This is a genomic window from Lysobacter sp. 05T417, assembly GCF_056396405.1.
Genome location: NZ_JBFTLK010000002.1, coordinates 234766 through 252293, shown reverse-complemented (window position 1 = coordinate 252293; position 17528 = coordinate 234766). Strand labels below are relative to the sequence as shown.

Annotated in this window: 17 protein-coding genes; 13 read left to right on the top strand and 4 right to left on the bottom strand. The window is 68.5% G+C overall.

From position 1 onward, the window contains the following. Positions 1 to 57: 57 nt before the first annotated feature. Together hisS and AC1DER_RS04460 are read left to right on the top strand one after the other, a co-directional pair. Positions 58 to 1455, top strand: a complete 1398-nt coding sequence (gene hisS / locus AC1DER_RS04465; RefSeq protein WP_477245272.1) for a histidine--tRNA ligase — start codon at positions 58 to 60, stop codon at positions 1453 to 1455. A 116-nt stretch (positions 1456 to 1571) separates the two neighbouring features. After that, entirely contained in the window at positions 1572 to 3458 is a 1887-nt protein-coding gene (locus AC1DER_RS04460) for an HAL/PAL/TAL family ammonia-lyase (protein WP_441814875.1), read from the top strand. 51 nt (positions 3459 to 3509) lie between these two features. On the opposite strand, the gene AC1DER_RS04455 is transcribed toward AC1DER_RS04460, so the two are convergent. After that, a complete protein-coding gene (locus AC1DER_RS04455; RefSeq protein WP_477245274.1) occupies positions 3510 to 5405 on the bottom strand; it encodes a sensor domain-containing diguanylate cyclase in 1896 nt (631 codons plus the stop codon). Between the two features lie 166 nt (positions 5406 to 5571). Between AC1DER_RS04455 and AC1DER_RS04450 the strand changes: the two genes are divergently transcribed. The 11 genes from AC1DER_RS04450 (at position 5572) to AC1DER_RS04400 (ending at position 15503) form a co-directional block, all read left to right on the top strand. Further along, positions 5572 to 5916, top strand: a complete 345-nt coding sequence (locus AC1DER_RS04450; RefSeq protein ID WP_441814873.1) for a YerC/YecD family TrpR-related protein — start codon at positions 5572 to 5574, stop codon at positions 5914 to 5916. Positions 5917 to 5943: 27 nt separating this feature from the next. Beyond that, entirely contained in the window at positions 5944 to 6873 is a 930-nt protein-coding gene (gene hisG / locus AC1DER_RS04445) for an ATP phosphoribosyltransferase (protein WP_477357692.1), read from the top strand. 29 nt (positions 6874 to 6902) lie between these two features. Continuing rightward, complete coding sequence (hisD, locus tag AC1DER_RS04440) at positions 6903 to 8204, top strand: histidinol dehydrogenase (protein WP_477245289.1); 1302 nt, start codon at positions 6903 to 6905, stop codon at positions 8202 to 8204. Further along, positions 8201 to 9310 (top strand): histidinol-phosphate transaminase, encoded by a 1110-nt coding sequence (hisC, locus tag AC1DER_RS04435; protein WP_477245279.1) that lies wholly within the window; start codon positions 8201 to 8203, stop codon positions 9308 to 9310. The genes hisD and hisC overlap by 4 nt, the downstream gene beginning before the upstream one ends. Next, on the top strand, positions 9307 to 10386 hold the full coding sequence (hisB, locus tag AC1DER_RS04430) for a bifunctional histidinol-phosphatase/imidazoleglycerol-phosphate dehydratase HisB (RefSeq protein ID WP_477245281.1): 1080 nt from the start codon (positions 9307 to 9309) through the stop codon (positions 10384 to 10386). Before hisC ends, hisB begins: the two co-directional genes overlap by 4 nt. A gap of 40 nt (positions 10387 to 10426) precedes the next feature. Further along, positions 10427 to 11035: an imidazole glycerol phosphate synthase subunit HisH gene (gene hisH, locus AC1DER_RS04425; RefSeq protein ID WP_477245283.1), complete on the top strand. Its 609-nt coding sequence runs from the start codon at positions 10427 to 10429 to the stop codon at positions 11033 to 11035. 32 nt (positions 11036 to 11067) lie between these two features. Then, a complete protein-coding gene (gene hisA / locus AC1DER_RS04420) occupies positions 11068 to 11814 on the top strand; it encodes a 1-(5-phosphoribosyl)-5-[(5-phosphoribosylamino)methylideneamino]imidazole-4-carboxamide isomerase (protein WP_477357742.1) in 747 nt (248 codons plus the stop codon). Continuing rightward, complete coding sequence (gene hisF / locus AC1DER_RS04415; protein ID WP_477247016.1) at positions 11808 to 12587, top strand: imidazole glycerol phosphate synthase subunit HisF; 780 nt, start codon at positions 11808 to 11810, stop codon at positions 12585 to 12587. Before hisA ends, hisF begins: the two co-directional genes overlap by 7 nt. After that, positions 12574 to 13209, top strand: coding sequence for a bifunctional phosphoribosyl-AMP cyclohydrolase/phosphoribosyl-ATP diphosphatase HisIE (hisIE, locus tag AC1DER_RS04410; RefSeq protein ID WP_477247014.1), 636 nt, complete (start codon positions 12574 to 12576; stop codon positions 13207 to 13209). Before hisF ends, hisIE begins: the two co-directional genes overlap by 14 nt. A 102-nt stretch (positions 13210 to 13311) precedes the next feature. Further along, positions 13312 to 14913: a calcineurin-like phosphoesterase C-terminal domain-containing protein gene (locus AC1DER_RS04405; protein ID WP_477247012.1), complete on the top strand. Its 1602-nt coding sequence runs from the start codon at positions 13312 to 13314 to the stop codon at positions 14911 to 14913. Continuing rightward, positions 14910 to 15503 carry a YdeI/OmpD-associated family protein gene (locus AC1DER_RS04400; RefSeq protein ID WP_477247010.1) on the top strand — a complete coding sequence of 198 codons (594 nt, stop codon included), beginning with the start codon at positions 14910 to 14912 and terminating at the stop codon, positions 15501 to 15503. The genes AC1DER_RS04405 and AC1DER_RS04400 overlap by 4 nt, the downstream gene beginning before the upstream one ends. 104 nt (positions 15504 to 15607) lie before the next feature. Here AC1DER_RS04400 and mtnC read toward each other — a convergent pair whose 3' ends face one another. The 3 genes from mtnC to AC1DER_RS04385 are packed head-to-tail and all read right to left on the bottom strand — an operon-like array spanning position 15608 to position 17507. Beyond that, positions 15608 to 16315: an acireductone synthase gene (gene mtnC / locus AC1DER_RS04395; protein WP_477247008.1), complete on the bottom strand. Its 708-nt coding sequence runs from the start codon at positions 16313 to 16315 to the stop codon at positions 15608 to 15610. Next, a complete protein-coding gene (locus AC1DER_RS04390; protein ID WP_477247006.1) occupies positions 16315 to 16872 on the bottom strand; it encodes a 1,2-dihydroxy-3-keto-5-methylthiopentene dioxygenase in 558 nt (185 codons plus the stop codon). The genes mtnC and AC1DER_RS04390 overlap by 1 nt, the downstream gene beginning before the upstream one ends. After that, positions 16869 to 17507 carry a methylthioribulose 1-phosphate dehydratase gene (locus AC1DER_RS04385; RefSeq protein ID WP_441814862.1) on the bottom strand — a complete coding sequence of 213 codons (639 nt, stop codon included), beginning with the start codon at positions 17505 to 17507 and terminating at the stop codon, positions 16869 to 16871. The genes AC1DER_RS04390 and AC1DER_RS04385 overlap by 4 nt, the downstream gene beginning before the upstream one ends. Positions 17508 to 17528 lie beyond the last annotated feature (21 nt).

The following is a 17528-nucleotide window of genomic DNA, read 5'->3' as shown; positions in this document are numbered from 1 at the left end:
CCCGATGCCTGTACCGCGTCCGGCCGCGTTCGCGGTCTGCCGTCACTGGAGCCTTGCTTGATCAAGCCGCGCACCCCGCCCGGGGTCATGGAGCTGCTGCCTCCTGACCAGATCGCCTTCCAGCGCATGCTGGATACGATCCGTCGCAATTTCGAACGATTCGGCTTCCTGCCGGTGGAAACGCCGGTCATGGAGCTGTCGGAAGTACTGCTGACCAAGTCCGGCGGCGAAACCGAGCGCCAGGTCTACTTCGTCCAGTCGACCGGTGCGCTGGGCAAGGCCTCCGAGGGCGCGGCGGGCGAGGGCATGCCCGAGCTGGCGATGCGCTTCGACCTGACCGTGCCGCTGGCGCGCTACGTCGCCGAGCACGAACACGAGCTGGCGTTCCCGTTCCGTCGCTACCAGATGCAGCGCGTGTACCGCGGCGAACGCGCCCAGCGCGGCCGCTTCCGCGAGTTCTACCAGTGCGACATCGACGTCATCGGCAAGGACGCGCTCAGCGTGCGTTTCGATGCCGAGTTGCCGGCGGTGATCCACGCGGTGTTCTCCGAGCTCGCCATCGGTGCGTTCACCATCCAGCTCAACAACCGCAAGCTGATGCGCGGCTTCTTCGAGGCCCAGGGCATCGCCGACGGCGAACTGCAGGCGCTGGTGCTGCGCGAGGTCGACAAGCTCGACAAGCGCGGCGAGGACCATGTCCGCGAGACCCTCACCGGCGAAGGCTTCGACCTTCCGGCCGAGGCGGTCGCGCGCATCCTCGATTTCGTCAAGGTGCGCTCGGACTCGCACGCCGATGCGCTGGCCAGGCTCGACGCGCTGGGCGAGGGCAACGAAGCGCTGCGCGAAGGCGTGAGCGAGCTGCGCGAAGTGCTGGAGCTGGTACGCGCGCTGGGCGTTCCGGAAAGCGCCTACGCGCTGAACTTCTCGATCGCCCGCGGCCTGGACTACTACACCGGCACCGTCTACGAGACCACGCTCAACGACTACCCTCAGATCGGTTCGATCTGCTCCGGTGGCCGCTACGAGAACCTGGCCAGCCACTACACCAAGTCGAAGCTGCCCGGCGTGGGCATCTCGATCGGGCTGACCCGTCTGTTCTGGCAACTGCGCGAGGCCGGCCTGCTCGGCAATTCGGCCGGCAGCACCGTGCAGGCGATGGTGGCGCTGATGGACGGCCAGTCGCTGACCGATGCGCTGGAGATCGCCCGCCGGCTGCGCGCGGCCGGCATCAACACCGAAGTGCAGATGGAAGCGCGCAAGATCGGCAAGCAGTTCCAGTACGCCTCGCGCGCCGGCATCCGCTTCGTCGCCCTCGCCGGCGACGACGAGAAGGCGCGCGGCGTGGTCGCGGTCAAGGACCTGCTGCGCGAGGAGCAGTTCGAAGTGCCGCTGGAGGATCTGGCGAGCACGTTGCGCGTGGAGCTGGAACAGACCCGCGCGCTGACCGGCCGCTAGGGCCGGGCTACCGCAGGCGCGGTGGACGACCACGTCCGCACGCGCCGTTCATACAGGGGACGCCGGCACGCCAACGCGAGGCCGGCGCAGATGGCAGGCAGCTGCAAGGTGAAACGATGAAACCGATCCGACTCGATGGCCGCTCGCTGACGCGCGCACAGCTCGTGGACGTGGCCTACGGCGCGCATGTGCAGCTGGCGCCGGAGCAACTGCCGGCAGTGGCGCGCGCCGCCGAATTCCTGGCCGAACAGGTCCGCCGCGAAGAGCCCATCTACGGCGTCTCGACCGGCTTCGGAAGCAACGCTGACCGCCTGCTCGGCAACCACCACCTGCGCGACGAGCTGCCCGGCGCGGCGCGTTCCGACGTCACCCTGCACGAAGAGCTGCAGCGCAACCTGATTGTCACCCACGCCGTCTGCGTCGGCGACGCGTTCGCGCCGGAGATCGTCCGCGCGATGCTGTGCATCCGCATCAACACGCTGATGCGCGGTCACTCCGGCATTCGCGTCGAGACCCTGCAGGCGCTGACCTCGATGCTCAACGCCGGCATCGTGCCGGTAGTGCCGCAGCTGGGTTCGGTGGGCGCCAGTGGCGACCTCGCACCGCTGTCGCACCTGGCCATCGTCCTGCTCGGCGGCGGCGAAGCCTTCTTCGAGGGCGAACGCATCGCGGGTGGCGAAGCCCTCAAGCGTGCCGGACTCGCGCCGGTGACGCTGTCTTACAAGGAAGGCCTGGCGCTCAACAATGGCACCGCGCAGATGCTCGCCTGCGGCGTGCTGGCGCTGGCAAAACTCGAGGATCTGCTGGACACGGCCGATCTGGCCGCGGCGATGACCATCGACGCCTTTGCCGGTCGCCTGGGTGCGTTCGCCGAGGAAGTGCATGCGCTGCGTCCGCATCCGGGCCAGGTGCACAGCGCCGCGCACCTGCGCGAACTGCTGCACGGCTCCACGCTGGCCGATATCCCGTACCACCTGGTGCCGAAGTTCCGCGCCTGGCAGCCGCGCAGCTGGGACACCGCGCAGTCGCAGGCGCTTCGCTTCGACATCGGCTGGGACTGGGTGCCGTTCAGCCAGCGCCACGGCCGCGAGAAGTTCTACCTGCGCTTCCGCCCGTTCCGCGGCGGCAAGAAGCACCAGCCGCAGGACAGCTACTCGCTGCGCTGCATCCCGCAGGTGCACGGTGCGGTACGCGATGCCGTCGCCCAGGCCGCGCGCGTGCTCGAGATCGAGCTCAATGCGCTGACCGACAACCCGATCGTGTTCCCCGACGCCAAGGCGGAGTTCGTCGAGCAGCAGGTGATCTCGGCCGGCCACTTCCACGGCATGCCGCTGGCGCTGGCGATGAGCTACGTCAAGGCGGCGATCCCGGTGCTGGCCAGCATTTCCGAGCGCCGGCTCAACAAGCTGGTCGATCCGGCCACCAATGATGGCCTGCCGGGTTTCCTGATCGGCAACGAGGACTCGACCGAGTCCGGCCACATGATCGTGCAGTACACCGCCGCGGCGATCGTCAACGACCTCGCCAGCCGCGCGCATCCGGCCTCGGTCTACTCCATCCCGACCAGCGCCAATGCCGAAGACCACGTTTCCATGGGCGCCAACGAGGCCCGCCACGTGCTGGCCATGGCCGACGACCTGGGCAAGGTGCTGGCGCTCGAGCTCTACACCGCCGCGCAGGCGCTGGACCTGCGCCGCGACATGATCAATGCCGCACGCGACCTGGCCGACCGTGCCGATGCGCGCGCACTGGCGGCGAAGGTGCAGGGCGCGCCGGTGGCCGGCAGCGACGAGTACGAAGCGTTCCTGGCCGAAGTCGAGGGTCTGCGCGTCGAGCTGGCCGCGGCCGATGAGTTCCATCCCGGCCGTGCAGTCGCCGCCGCGCATGCCGCCATCCGCGAAGCGATCCCGTTCCTCGATCGCGACCGCGCGCTCGATGGTGAAGTCGCCACCGCGGTGCGGCTGGTGCGCGAAGGCATCGTGCTGGCGGCCGCGCGCGGCTGATCCGCGCTTCCCTGAGGCACCTCCCCTTGAAGCAAGAAGGGGAGGGAGCTGTCAGACCGTCTCCACCTGCGACGTCCGCACGCAGTCGCGGCCGTCCGCCTTGGCCCGGTACAAGGCCTGATCAGCCAGCTGCAACAGCGGGTCGATGCCGCCGAACGACACGGTCTCGATCGCGTGTACGCCGATGCTCGCGGTGACCGTGATCTGCTGGCTGATCTGACGGTCGCCGCCTTCGAAGGGCTGGTCGCGCAGGCTCTGGCGCAGGTCTTCGGCGACCCGGGTCGCCGCCGACAGGTTCAATCCCGGCAGCACGACCACGAACTCCTCGCCGCCGAATCGCGCCAGCAATGCATCGTGGTGCGGGCGCAAGCCATGGCCGAGCGTCCGCGCTGCCCAGCGCAGGCATTCGTCGCCGATCAGGTGCCCATGCTGGTCGTTGATGAGCTTGAAGTTGTCCAGGTCGATCATCAGCAACGACAGCGGGTGGTGGTGCTCGCGCGACTGCCGCAGCAGCGATTCGAAACGGTCGCGGAAGTGGCTGCGGTTGTGCAGGCCGGTCAGCGCATCGCGCTGGCTGCTCTCGCGCAGGCGCGCATGCGCGTCCTCGAGTTGTCCCAGCGCGCTGCGCAGCTCCACGGTGCGCTGCTCGACCTTGTGTTCCAACTGGTCCTTGGCCTCGCGCACGATCCGCTCGTTTTCATTACGCAGCGCCGCGTAGCGGTGGCCCAGTGCGATCGATAGCAGCAGCATCTCCAGCGCCGAACCAATCTGCACCCCGTACTCGGTGATGAAGGTCTTGGGCATCAGGCCAAAGGCGATCGCGACGAACAGGCCGGTGCCGAGCAGGAACATCGCCCAGGCCAGCAGGAACAACTGCGCCGGCGCATAACCGCGCCGAACCACCGTGACCGACACCACCGCGATCCAGGCAATGCTGACCAGTACCGCCGCGGAGGCCACCGGCGTGGAGATGTGGTACGGCAGCCAGGTCGAGGCGATGCCGAGCAGGGCGAAGAACGCGATCAGCCCAAGGCCGACGCGATCGCCAAATCGCCAGCGTTCGCGCAACCCGAGGAAGACCCGCGCGAACTGCTGCATGCCGATCTGCGCCAGGCAGATCGACAGCGGCACCATGCGGTCGCTGAGCCATGAGGACTGCGGCCACAGATACTCGAATCCGAAGCCGTTGAGGGTGAAAAGCACCAGGCCGAACGCCGAAAGGTGGAACAGGTACCAGAAGTAGCTGGCATCGCGCAGGCTCAGCCACAGCGCCAGGTTGTAGAAGAACAGCGCCAGCAGGATGCCGTAGTACATCCCGATCACCAGCTGCGCATCGCGCGAGAGTTCGGCGAACGCCACCGGTGTGTAGATCCACAGCGGAACCTGCATCGAGCTTTCGCTCTGCACACGCACGAAGACGTCGACCGGCTGGCCGGGAGGCAGCGTCAACCAGAAGTTCGGATGCCGGTAACGCACGCTGCGGGCGCTGAAAGGCAAGTGGTCGCCGCCGGCCTGGAAGGCGGTGTGGCCATCGGGGTAGCGTGCATACAGGTCGATGTGATCGCTCAGTGCGTAACTCTGCACCAGCAGCCAGCGTTGCTCGGGATTGCCGCGGTTGACGATGCGCGCGTGGAACCAGAACGCGCCAGGGCGGAAGCCAAACGAACTTTGCCCCCCGGGCAGCGGTGCGAACTGTCCCTGCGCCAGGCGCCGCGCAACGGCATCCACGTCATCGCCGGCGGCAACATCGTGGTAGTAGGCCAGGTAGGGCGACAGCGATGTCTGTCGCAGGTCGCTGCCGATCTGGAGGGTCGCCGGCAACGGAGCCGTGCCCGCGCCCGTGCCCGCACCTGCGCCCAGGGTGGGTGCAGGCGCGGCCAGCAGCAGGCACAGGCCGGCCAGTCCCAGCCCCAGCCCCCGCCATATCCACGACGCAACACGTCCCATGTCTCCCCCTCGCCCAGCCGCCGCGGCAGCTATATCCGTATCGCAAGCCAAACGGCGTGAACGCCGCCAACAGGTCTCCCGGATCGCGCAGGGGCACGGAAGCGGCTTGACGGGGTCTTGCGGCTTCGCTTAATGTATTAGCACGTTAATACATTAATACGCTGGCATGAAACGACGACCGCAGGACACCGACCGCAACGAGCGGGCCGAGGACGACCTGGCCGGCCTCGCCACGGCCCTGCTCGGGCTGCGCAGCCCGCAGGAAGTCCAGGCCTTCCTGCAGGACCTGTGCACGCCGGCGGAACTGGAGGCGATGACCGATCGCTGGCGGGTGGTGCCGCTGCTGTACGGCAACGTCCCGTACCGCGAGATCCACGACCGCACCCAGGTCAGCGTCACCACCATCGGGCGTGTTGCCCGGACCCTCGAACGCGGCGCCGGCGGCTACGCCATCGCCTACCAGCGCCAGACCGGTGAGACCGGCCCGGCGTCCCCCGGCAACAGCGACTAGCCGCGCCCCGACCTACGAGCATCCCCGATGAGCCCCCCCGCAAATGCCCCGGTGCGCGATCGCCTGCGCATCGCCATCCAGAAATCCGGCCGCCTGGCCGAGCCGGCGCGCGCGCTGCTGGCGTCGTGCGGCTTGAGCTGGCGCGAAAGCCGCGACCGCCTGTTCTGCTATGGCGAAAGCCTGCCGATCGACCTGCTGCTGGTGCGCGACGACGACATCCCCGGCCTGATCGCCGACGGCGTCTGCGATCTGGGCATCGTCGGCCGCAATGTGCTGCTCGAACAGGACGGCAGCCGCAGCGACAGCCGAAGCGCCGGCGATGGCCGCGCGTCGGCCTTTCGCGAATGGCGGGCGCTGGGCTTCGGCGCCTGCCGCCTGGCGCTTGCGGTGCCCGATGCCTGGGACTGGCAAGGGCCGCAGCAGCTGACCGGCAAGCGCATCGCCACCAGCTATCCGGCGCTGCTGTCGCGCTGGCTGGCCGGGCAGGGCATCGCGGCTGATGTGGTGCTGTTGTCGGGCTCGGTGGAAATCGCGCCGCGGCTGGGGCAGGCCGAAGCGATCTGCGACCTGGTGTCGAGCGGCGCGACGCTGTCGGCCAACCAGCTCAAGCCGGTGATGACGCTGCTGGAGAGCGAAGCGGTCCTGGCCGGGCCGGCCGATGATTTCGACCCGGTGCGCGGCGAACTCGCCGACCTGTTGCTACGCCGCCTCGACGGCGCGCTACGGATTCGCCACAGCAAACTGCTGATGTTCCAGGCACCACGCAATCTGCTGCCCGACCTGCTGCCGTTGTTGCCCGACGCCGAAGCGCCGACAGTAATGCGTCTGGACGAAGGCGACGACCTGGCATTGCAGGCGCTGTGTCACGGCGCGGTCACCTGGCAACGGCTGGAGGAACTCAAGCGCGCCGGGGCGCGTGGGCTGATGGTGCTGCCGGTCGAGGGAATGCTGGCATGAGCGCTGCAACCACTGCCGCCGCCGCGCTGATGCGCCGTGCCGACTGGAACCGCCTGGGCGTCAGCGAGCGCGCCAACCTGCTGCGCCGCCCGTCGCAGCGTACTTCCACCATCACCACTACCGCGGTCGCCGCGATCATCGGCGAAGTCCGCGACAACGGCGACGCGGCACTGCGCGCCTTCGCGCTGCGTTTCGATGGCGTCGAACTGGTTGACCTGCGCGTGGGCGCCGAGGAGTTGCGCGCAGCGATCAAGGGCCTGGCTCCGGCGTTGCGCCAGGCCATTGACGAAGCCGCCGCGCGCATCGCCCTGTTCCACGAGGCCGGCATGAGCGAGGCCTACGCGGTCGACACCGCGCCCGGCGTGCGTTGCGAGCGCGTGCTGCGACCGATCCGTCGCGTCGGCCTGTATGTACCGGCCGGGTCCGCGCCGCTGCCTTCGACCGCCCTGATGCTCGGCGTTCCCGCGCGCCTGGCCGGCTGCCCTGAAGTCGTGCTGTGCACGCCTCCGCGGCGCGACGGCAGCGCCGATCCGGCGGTGTTGTACGCGGCGCAGCGCTGCGGCATCGATCGCATCTTCAAGATCGGTGGCGCGCAGGCGATCGCGGCAATGGCCTGCGGCACCGACGCGGTGCCTCGATGCGACAAGCTGTTCGGACCGGGCAACGCCTATGTCACCGAGGCCAAGCGGCAGGTCGCGATGGCTCCGGATGGCCCGGCCATCGACATGCCGGCCGGTCCCTCCGAAGTACTGGTGATCGCCGATGGCGGCGCCAACCCGGCCTTCGTTGCCGCCGACCTGCTCTCGCAGGCCGAGCACGGCCCGGATTCGCAGGTGGTCCTGCTGAGCGACAGCGAAGCGATGCTCGATGCGGTCGCCATCCAGCTGCAGCTCCAGCTGGAGTCGCTGCCGCGCGCGGCGATTGCGCGCGAGGCGCTCGATGCGTCCTGTGCGATCCGGGTCGACTCGATCGACCAGGCCATGCAGGTCAGCAACGACTACGCGCCCGAGCACCTGATCCTGGCGCTGCGCGAGGCACGCCGGTGGCTGCCGCGGGTGCAGGCGGCAGGCTCCGTGTTTCTCGGCGACTGGGCACCCGAAGCGCTGGGCGACTATTGCAGTGGCACCAATCACGTCCTGCCGACCAGCGGCGCGGCGCGTTTCAGCGGCGGTCTCAACGTCGCCAGCTTCCAGATCGCGATCACGGTGCAGGAAGTGCAACCCGATGGCATAGCGGCCATTGGCCCATGCGCGGTGGAGCTGGCACGCGCCGAGGGGCTCGATGCGCACCTGCGGGCGGTCGCACTGCGGCTGCAGGCGGTGGCGGCATGAGTGCGGCGGCGCAGCAGGACGTGGCATCGGTCACTGACCCCCAGGCGCTGGTGCGCGAAGACCTGCGCGATTTCGCCGGCTATCGCTCCGCGCGCAGCGAGAGTCTGCAGGGTCGGATCTGGCTCAATGCCAACGAATCGCCGTGGCGCAACGATGCCGATGCTGACGGCACGCTGCGGCGTTACCCGGATCCGCAGCCGCAGGCGTTGCGAAATGCACTGGCGGACTTGTACGGCTGCGCGCCGGAGCAACTGCTTGCCGGCCGCGGCAGCGACGAAGGCATCGACCTGCTGGTGCGGGCCATATGCCGGCCCGGTGGCGATGCCGTACTCATCAGCACGCCGACCTTCGGCATGTATGCGGTCAGTGCCCGGTTGCACGGCACGCGCGTGGTCGATGTGCCGCTGCGCGAGGATGCGCAGGGCTGGCAGTGCGACTTCGCCGCTGTGGCCACGGCGGTTCGACGCGATGGCGTGAAGCTGGTGTTCCTGTGCTCACCCGGGAACCCCACCGGCGCGCTCATGCCCCTCTCCGCAATCGCCGCCCTGGCTCGTCAACTCGACGGCCAGGCGCTGGTCGTCGTCGACGAGGCCTATCAGGAGTACGCCAACGGCCCATCGGCGATCACCCTGCTGCCCGCCAATCGGAATGTCGTGGTGTTGCGCACGCTGTCGAAGGCGCACGCGCTGGCGGCGGCGCGCATCGGCAGCGTGATCGCCGACCCGGAACTGATCGAGGTGCTGCGCCGCTGCCAGGCGCCATACCCGCTGCCGGTGGCGTGCGTGGAGCAGGCGCTGCAGGCATTGGCGCCGGCGGCACGCGCGGCGACGGGCGAACACATCGCCACCGTCCTCGGCGAGCGCGAGAGCCTGCGGTCGGCACTGGCCGCAGCGCCGGGCGTGCGCCGCGCCTATGCCTCCAGCGCCAACTTCGTCCTGGTGCGCTTTGAAGACGCCCAGGCGGCGTTCGACCGGTTGCTGTCCGCCGGCGTGGTGGTTCGCGACATGCGCGCGGCACCCGGCCTGGGCGACGCACTGCGCATCAGCATCGGCACGCCGGAGCAGAATCGCCAGGTGATCGCCGTGCTGGCGGGGGGCGCCGCATGAGTGGCGCGCCCATCCTCTTCGTCGACCGCGACGGCACCCTGATCGAAGAGCCGGACGACTTCCAGATCGACCGGTTCGAGAAGCTGCGCTTCGTCGCCGGTGTGATCCCGGCCATGCTGCGGCTGCGCGACGCGGGCTACCAGTTCGTGATGGTGACCAACCAGGACGGCCTCGGCAGCGAGGCCTTCCCGCGCGCCGATTTCGACGGGCCGCACGGGCTGATGATGCAGGTGTTCGAAAGCCAGGGAATCCGTTTCCGCGACGTGCTCATCGACACCAGCCTGCCGGCCGACAACGCGCCCACGCGCAAGCCGGGCGTCGGCCTGGCGCTGCCGTACCTGCGCGATCGCGGCATCGACTGGTCGCGCTCGGCGATGGTCGGCGACCGCGACACCGACAACGCCTTTGCGCGCAACCTGGGCATCCGCGCCTTCCAGTTGCGCACCGTGCAGTTCGGTGGCGAATGGGACTGGGGTTCCATCGCCCACGCCCTGGCGGACGCCCCGCGTACCGCGCGCGTCACCCGCGCCACCCGCGAAACCCGGATCGAAGTCGCACTCGACCTCGACCGTAGCGCCGAGCCGGTGGTGACCACCGGCCTGGGCTTCTTCGACCACATGCTCGAGCAGATCGGCAAGCACGGCGGCTTCGCCCTGGAGCTGCGCTGCGAGGGCGATCTCCACATCGACGAGCACCACACCGTCGAGGACAGCGCGCTGGCACTTGGCCAGGCACTGCGCGAGGCGCTCGGCGACAAGCGCGGCATCGGCCGTTACGGTTTCACGCTGCCGATGGACGAGAGCCTCGCCAGCGCCGCGCTGGACTTTTCCGGGCGGCCGTACTTCGTCTTCGACGGAGCATTCGCTCGTGAACACGTGGGTGGTCTGCCGACCGAGCTGGTGCCGCATTTCTTCCGCTCGCTGTGCGAAGGCGCCGGGCTCAATCTCAACCTGCGCGTGCAGGGCGACAACGACCACCACAAGGTCGAGGCCTGCTTCAAGGCCGTCGCGCGCGCACTGCGCCAGGCGATCCGGCGTGAAGGCCACGAGCTGCCAAGCACCAAGGGCAGCCTGTAGCACGCGCCGACGCCATGAACGTAACCGGAGAAGAACTGCAGTGACCGAAGTCGTGCTCATCGACTGGGGTGGGGGGAACATCGGCTCGGTGCGTTACGCGCTTGAGAGGTTGGGTGCGCGCGCGGTACTCAGTGCCGACGCCGACACCATCGCCAATGCGCGACGCGTGATCCTCCCCGGGGTCGGCGCGGCGCCGCCCGCGATGGCGCGGCTGCGCGAGCTCGGCCTGGTCGAGCCGATCCGTCGGCTGCGGCAACCGCTGCTCGGGATCTGCCTGGGCATGCAGCTGCTGTACGAGTCCTCCGACGAGGGCGACGTCGAATGCCTGGGGCTGCTGCCCGGCCGCATCAGCCGCATGACATCCGGACCGGGAGTACGCGTGCCACATATGGGATGGAACCAGTTGCAGCCAGTCAACGGTGCAGTGAGCGGCCTTCTGGACGGCATCGACGCCGGCGCGCACGCCTACTTCGTCCACAGCTACGCTGCGCCGTTGGGCGAGGACACGCTTGCCAGCAGCGACCACGGCGGCGGCTTCACCGCGGTCGTTGGCCGCGGCCGCTGCTTGGGTGCGCAGTTCCACCCGGAGCGCTCTGCGGCCGTCGGCCAGCGATTGCTGGCGAACTTCCTGGCGATGGAGGCGGCATGAGCGCCGATCCATTGCAGTCACCGGTGCCCGGCATGGACTTCGACCTGTATCCGGCAATCGACGTGCGCGAGGGCCACATGGTGCGGCTGCACCAGGGCGACTACCGGCGCGAGACCCGCTACGAGGAGCGTCCGCTGGACGTGGCGATGCGGCACGCGCGCCTGGGCGCGCACTGGCTGCATCTGGTCGACCTCGACGCCGCCCGCCATGGCGGCTACACGCTGCTGCCGCTGTTGCGCGTGCTGGCACGCACGAGCTGGCTGCGCGTGCAGACCGGCGGCGGCGTGCGCAGCGAAGAGGACGTGGCGACGATCCTGGAGGCGGGCGCCGACCGGGTCGTGATCGGCTCGCTCGCGGTGCGCGAGCCCGAGCGCGTGCTTGCCTGGGTCGAGCGCTTCGGCGCGGAGCACATCACCATCGCCCTCGATGCGCGCCAGGACGGCAATGGCGACTGGCAGTTGCCGGTCGCCGGCTGGACCGAGAACAGCACGGCGCGGCTCGAGGACCTGGTCAGGCGCTTCGCCGATGGCGGTGTCCGCCACCTGCTGTGCACCGATATTTCCCGCGACGGCACGCTCGGCGGTCCCAACCTGGATCTCTACCGGCTGATCGTTGCGCTTGCGCCCGAACTTTACGTGCAGGCATCGGGCGGCATCCGCGACATCGCCGACATCCTCGCCGCGCGCGCCGCCGGCTGCAGCGGCGCGGTACTGGGCAAGGCGCTGATCGAGCGGCGCTTCGCCCTGGATGACGCACTCGACCGGGTGCGCCGATGCTGAGCCGTCGCATCGTGCCGTGCCTGGATGTCCGCGACGGGCGTGTGGTCAAGGGCGTGCGTTTCCGCGATCACGTCGACATGGGCGACATCGTCGAACTGGCGTTGCGCTATCGCGACGAAGGCGCCGACGAGCTGGTGTTCTACGACATCACCGCCAGCCCCGAGGGACGCAGCGTCGACCGCGCCTGGGTCGAACGGGTCGCCCGCCAGATCGACATTCCGTTCTGCGTCGCCGGCGGCATCCGTTCGGTCGACGATGCGCGCACCGCACTGCACGCCGGCGCCGACAAGGTCTCGATCAACACGCCAGCGCTGGAGCGGCCGGCGCTGATCGGCGAGATTGCCGATGCATTCGGCCAGCAGTGCGTGGTGGTCGGCATCGACAGCCTGCGCGACGAGGATGGCCAGTGGCGCGTGCGCCAGTACAGCGGCGATCCATCCCGGACCAGGGCATTGCCGCAACGCACGCTCGACTGGGTCGACGAGGCGCAGCAGCGCGGTGCCGGCGAGATCGTCCTCAACTGCATGGGCAGCGACGGTGTTCGCGAGGGCTATGACATCGAGCAGTTGCAGGCCGTGCGCGCGCGTTGCCAGGTGCCGCTGGTGGCCTCGGGCGGGGCGGGCGCGATCGACCATTTCGCCGAGGTTTTCCACGAAGCCGATGTCGATGCCGCGCTGGCCGCCAGCGTGTTCCATTCCGGTGCGGTTGCCATTCCACTGCTCAAACGGCATCTGCGCGAGCAGGGCATCGAGGTGCGCGATGACTACCGCTGAAGCCGCCACGTCGCTCAATGCGCCGTTCGACGAATTGGCCTGGGAGAAGCAGGACGGCCTGCTGCCGGCAGTGGTGCAGGACGCCGATACCCTGGCCGTGCTGATGCTGGGCTACATGAACCGCGAAGCGCTGCAGGCCACGCTCGACAGCGGCCGTGTCACCTTCTTCAGCCGCAGCCGCCAGCGGCTGTGGACCAAGGGCGAGAGCTCCGGACATTTCCTCGAGCTGGTCACGGTGGAGACCGACTGCGACGCCGACACCCTGCTGGTGCAGGCGCGGCCGCAGGGGCCCACTTGCCACCTGGGACGTGCCAGCTGCTTCGCCCAGGCTCCGGCGCGCGCCTCGTTCCTTGGCGAGCTCGACGAGCTGATTGCCGCCCGCGACCGCGACCGTCCGGCTGGCAGCTACACCACGGCGTTGTTCGAGGGCGGCATGCGCAGGATCGCGCAGAAGGTGGGCGAGGAGGGTGTGGAGACCGCACTGGCCGCGGTGGCGCAGCCGGACGAGGAACTGCTGGGCGAAGCCGCCGATCTGCTCTACCACCTGATGGTGCTGTTGCGGGCGCGCGGGCTGGGGCTGTCGCAGGTGGAGGCGCTGTTGCGCCAGCGTCATCGCGGCTGATCGTTCACGACCCCGAGCGCGGTGCTTCCGGTCGTCACGGGCACGTCCGATAATCGTCTGGCCAATCACGGTTCCGCCACCGTGACCGTCCGGGAAAGCCACATGCTGCGATTGTCCGTCTGCTCCATTTTCCTCTGCCTGCTGGCTGCCACCTGCGCCGATGCGCACGCGCAGACCGCGCAACTGACCGGCACCGTCTATGACGACGGCAACGGCAACCAGCATCGCGATGCCTCCGAGCACGGGATTGCGGGCATCAAGGTCTCCAACGGCAGCGACCTGGCCGTTACCGATGCGAAGGGGCGCTACGCGCTGCCGGCGCGCGAGAACGCCACCGTGTTCGTGATCAAGCCACCCGGCTACGCCACCGCAACCGGCGCCAATGGCCTGCCGCTGTTCTGGCACCACGTCTTTCCGGCCGGCTCGCCGACCCTGCGTTATGGCGGCATCGCGGCAACGTCGTCGGACGGCTCCGCGGACATGGACTTTCCGCTGCGCCGGCAGTCCAAGGCCGGTGGCGAGCTGAAGATGCTGGTGTTCGGCGATCCGCAGCCCAAGAGCCAGGCCGATGTCGGCTACTACGAGCGCGACATCGTCGCCCCGCTGGTGGGCAAGCACGACGTGCGCCTGGGCCTGAGCCTGGGCGACATCGTCAATGACGACATCAGTCTCTACCCGGCGATGAACCGCGTCACCTCGAAGCTTGGCGTGCCCTGGCTGCACGTGCCCGGCAACCACGACCTCGATGTCGACGCCACGCGCGACGAAGACGCGCTGCTGTCGTTCCGCAACGTCTTCGGACCCGACAGCTACGCCTGGGAGGAGCCGCAGGCCAGCTTCATCGTCCTCGACGACGTGGTTTATCTGCCGGGCCAGCAACCGGCCTATATCGGCGGCCTGCGCGAGGACCAGTTCGCCTTCGTGCAGGCTTACCTGGCGACCCTGCCCAAGGACCGGCGAGTGGTCATCGCGGTGCACATCCCGTTCTTCGAGCCGTATCCCGGCGTGGAGAGTTTCCGCCGAGCCGATCGCGACCGCCTGTTCGCGATGCTCAAGGACCACAGCCAGGTCCTGTTGCTGAGCGCGCACACGCACAACCAGCGCCACTACCGCCACGACGCCGCGACCGGCTGGCATGGCGCGCAGCCGCTGCACGAGTACAACGCCGGTGCGGCCTGTGGCGCGTTCTGGTCGGGCGTCAAGGATGCGCAGGGCATTCCCGACACCACCATGAGCGACGGCACCCCGAATGGCTATGCCTGGCTGACCTTCAAGCCCGACGGCGCGTATTCGTTGCGCTACCAGGTCGCGCGCGCACCGGCCGACTATGCGATGGCGCTGTACGCGCCCAAGGTGCTGAGGCTCGGCGCCTGGGCCGCCAACGGCGTGTACGCGAATGTTTTCATGGGCGATGCCGACAGCCGCGTCGAATACCGCATCGATGACGGCGCGTGGAAGCCGATGCGGCGCGTATCGCAGCCCGACCCCAACCTGCTCGCCGAGAACCTGGCCGACGACAAGGCCGACCAGCTGCGCGGTTACGACCGGTCGCCGGAAGCCGTTCCCTCCACGCACCTGTGGCGCGGCGTGCTGCCGACCGATGTCGGTGCCGGCGAACACCGGGTCCAGGTGCGAGTGTTCGACCGCTGGCGCGGAGCGTTGACGTCGGAAACGCGTTACCGCCTCGACCAGGCCCGGGAATGACTGCATTGGCCGCGCAATTGCCGACCGACCTGCCGATCGAATTGTTCCGCGATGCGGCGGCATGGGAGAAATGGCTCGTCGCCCACGCCACTGCACCGGGGTTGTGGCTGAAGATCGCCAAGAAGGACGCGGGCATGGTCTCGGTGACGTACGCCGGCGCGCTCGATGTCGCGCTGTGCCACGGCTGGATCGACGGCCTCAAGCGTGCCTGCGACGAGCAGTACTTCCTGCAGCGGTTCACGCCGCGTCGGCCGAAGAGCCTGTGGTCGAAGATCAACGTCGGCAAGGTCGAGCGCCTGATCGCCGAAGGGCGGATGCAGGCGGGCGGCTTGCGCGAAGTCGAAGCGGCACGGGCCGACGGGCGATGGCAGGCGGCCTATCACGCCGCAAGCGGCATGGAGGTGCCGCCGGAACTGGCGGCGGCGCTGGCGGGCAACGCCCGGGCGCGGCGGTTCTTCGAGCAGCTCGACGGCACCAACCGCTACGCGTTCTGCTGGCGCGTGCATACGGCCAAGAAGCCGGAAACGCGGATCGCGCGGGCCGAGAAGTTCGTCGAGATGCTGGCCCGGGGCGAGAAGATCCACGCGTAGGCAGTCCTGCCGGCGCCGTTCCCGCCACTGTCGTCCCGTCCCCGTCGTCCCGGCGGACGCCGGGACCCGGATGACGGTCGTGCTTCCGGGATGACGGCTGTACTTCAGGCCAGCTCGATCTGATCGAAGCGTTCCACACGGGCATGGCCGTGCGCGGCTTCGCCCAGTCGCGGCTGCGGGTAATCCTCGCGACGGTCGACCAGGACGGTCTGCAGCCCCGCTTCGCGCGCGGCATCGAGCTCTTCGACCACGTCCGACAGGAACACGATGTCTGCGGCGGCGATGCCGACGGCATCGACGATGTTGCGGTAGCTCAGCGCGTCGCGCTTGCCACCCATCTCGGTGTCGAACCAGCCCGAGAAAAGTGTCGTCAGGTCACCGGCATCGCTGTGGCCGAAGAACAGCCGCTGCGCCGGCACGCTGCCGGAGGAATACACATACAGCGGCAACCCGTCGGCGTGCCAGCTGCGCAGTGCCGGTGCGGCGTCGGGATAGATGTGCGCGGTGAAGTCGGCGCTGTTGTAGCCGTCAGCCCAGATCATCCCCTGAAGGGCCTTGAGCGCGGTGTGCTTGCGGTCCTCGTCGATCCAGCCCTGCAGCACCTCGACGATCATGGCGTCGTCGCACATGCCGCCATTCTCGGTGGCCACGGCATCGAGCCATTTGCGCACCGCCGGCTCCTTGCCGCGCGCGGCGACAAAGCGGGGCAGGGCGCGGCGCGCATACGGGAACAGCACGTCCTTGACGAAGGAGATGCTGCTGGTGGTGCCCTCGATGTCGGTGAGGATGGCGCGAGTGGTCCTGGTCGCCATCAGCCCGCCTGTCCCTTCTCATAGCGCGGGAAACGCTGGGCAATATCGGTGCCGGTGAAATGGCCGACCCAGCCATCTGGCTCGGTGAAGAAGCGGATCGCGATGAAGCTCGGCTCCGGGCCCATGTCGAACCAGTGGCGGGTGCTGTCGGGGACGGCGATCAGGTCGCCCTGTTCGCACTTGATCTCATAGACCTGCTCGTCGACGTGCAGGGTGAACAAGCCGGAACCGGCGACGAAAAAGCGCACCTCGTCTTCCTTGTGGAAGTGCTCGTCGAGGAACTTCGCGCGCATGGTCTCGCGCTGCGGGTTGTCCGGGGCGATGCTGACCACGTCTACGGTCTTGAAACCGCGTTCGCTGACGAGGCGATCGATGTCGGCGCGGTACGCCTCCATGATCATTTCCGGCGCATCGCCCGGAGCGACCGGCGCCGACGCCTGCCATTGTTCGAAGGCAACCCCGATCCGTTGCAGTTCGCGCGCGATGTCGCCCTGGTCGGTGGTCGACACGGTCGGGTTGGCGGTGTCGGTTTCGGAAAAAATGCGCAGGCGGCTCATCGCTGCAATCTCCTGATTTCAAGCTCGCAGCCGAGCAGGAATTCGAATGCTTCCAGGTGGCGACGGGCCTCGGGCATGTCCTTGCCCCAGGCATACAGGCCGTGGCCGTCGATCAGGTAGCCCCACATCGACTTGCGGTCGAGCAGGCAATCGACCTGTGCGGCCAGCGTGTGCATGTCCTGGCTGTTGGGCAGGACCGGCAACTCGACGCTGATCTCGTGCGTGGTGTTGCCGCTGAAGGCCTTCAGTAGCTCGTAGCCTTCCAGGTGCACATGGCCCTGGCCCGAATACAGGCGCGACGCCACCGTCTGCACCTTGGAGTGGGTGTGCAGCACGCAGCCGATCTCGGCAAAGCGCTTGTACAGCTGGGTGTGCAGCAGGGTCTCGGCGGAGGACTTGTTATCGGTCGCGACCGGGTTGCCATCGAGGTCGACGACCATGATGTCGGCCTCGGTCAGGCGGCCCTTGTCGCGTCCGGAGACGGTGATGGCGATGTGCTGGTCGTCCATCCGGCGCGAGAAATTGCTGCTGGTCGCCGGCGTCCAGCCCAGCTGCGACAGCTCGCGCACGTTGACGATGATCTCCCCGGCGCAATGCGCCAGGCGCTGGGGGTCGTAGGGCAGTGGGGTGCTCATGGTGAAATTGTAGCGAAACCC

Bases quoted from the DNA above. Each gene is read 5' to 3' on its own strand.
- AC1DER_RS04455 (WP_477245274.1), bottom strand. From the start codon at position 5,405: ATGGGACGTGTTGCGTCGTGGATATGGCGGGGGCTGGGGCTGGGACTG.
- hisD (WP_477245289.1), top strand. From the start codon at position 6,903: ATGCGCCGTGCCGACTGGAACCGCCTGGGCGTCAGCGAGCGCGCCAAC.
- AC1DER_RS04450 (WP_441814873.1), top strand. From the start codon at position 5,572: ATGAAACGACGACCGCAGGACACCGACCGCAACGAGCGGGCCGAGGAC.
- hisF (WP_477247016.1), top strand. From the start codon at position 11,808: ATGCTGAGCCGTCGCATCGTGCCGTGCCTGGATGTCCGCGACGGGCGT.
- hisC (WP_477245279.1), top strand. From the start codon at position 8,201: ATGAGTGCGGCGGCGCAGCAGGACGTGGCATCGGTCACTGACCCCCAG.
- hisB (WP_477245281.1), top strand. From the start codon at position 9,307: ATGAGTGGCGCGCCCATCCTCTTCGTCGACCGCGACGGCACCCTGATC.
- hisA (WP_477357742.1), top strand. From the start codon at position 11,068: ATGGACTTCGACCTGTATCCGGCAATCGACGTGCGCGAGGGCCACATG.
- AC1DER_RS04405 (WP_477247012.1), top strand. From the start codon at position 13,312: ATGCTGCGATTGTCCGTCTGCTCCATTTTCCTCTGCCTGCTGGCTGCC.
- hisG (WP_477357692.1), top strand. From the start codon at position 5,944: ATGAGCCCCCCCGCAAATGCCCCGGTGCGCGATCGCCTGCGCATCGCC.
- AC1DER_RS04460 (WP_441814875.1), top strand. From the start codon at position 1,572: ATGAAACCGATCCGACTCGATGGCCGCTCGCTGACGCGCGCACAGCTC.
- AC1DER_RS04385 (WP_441814862.1), bottom strand. From the start codon at position 17,507: ATGAGCACCCCACTGCCCTACGACCCCCAGCGCCTGGCGCATTGCGCC.
- mtnC (WP_477247008.1), bottom strand. From the start codon at position 16,315: ATGGCGACCAGGACCACTCGCGCCATCCTCACCGACATCGAGGGCACC.
- hisIE (WP_477247014.1), top strand. From the start codon at position 12,574: ATGACTACCGCTGAAGCCGCCACGTCGCTCAATGCGCCGTTCGACGAA.
- AC1DER_RS04400 (WP_477247010.1), top strand. From the start codon at position 14,910: ATGACTGCATTGGCCGCGCAATTGCCGACCGACCTGCCGATCGAATTG.
- AC1DER_RS04390 (WP_477247006.1), bottom strand. From the start codon at position 16,872: ATGAGCCGCCTGCGCATTTTTTCCGAAACCGACACCGCCAACCCGACC.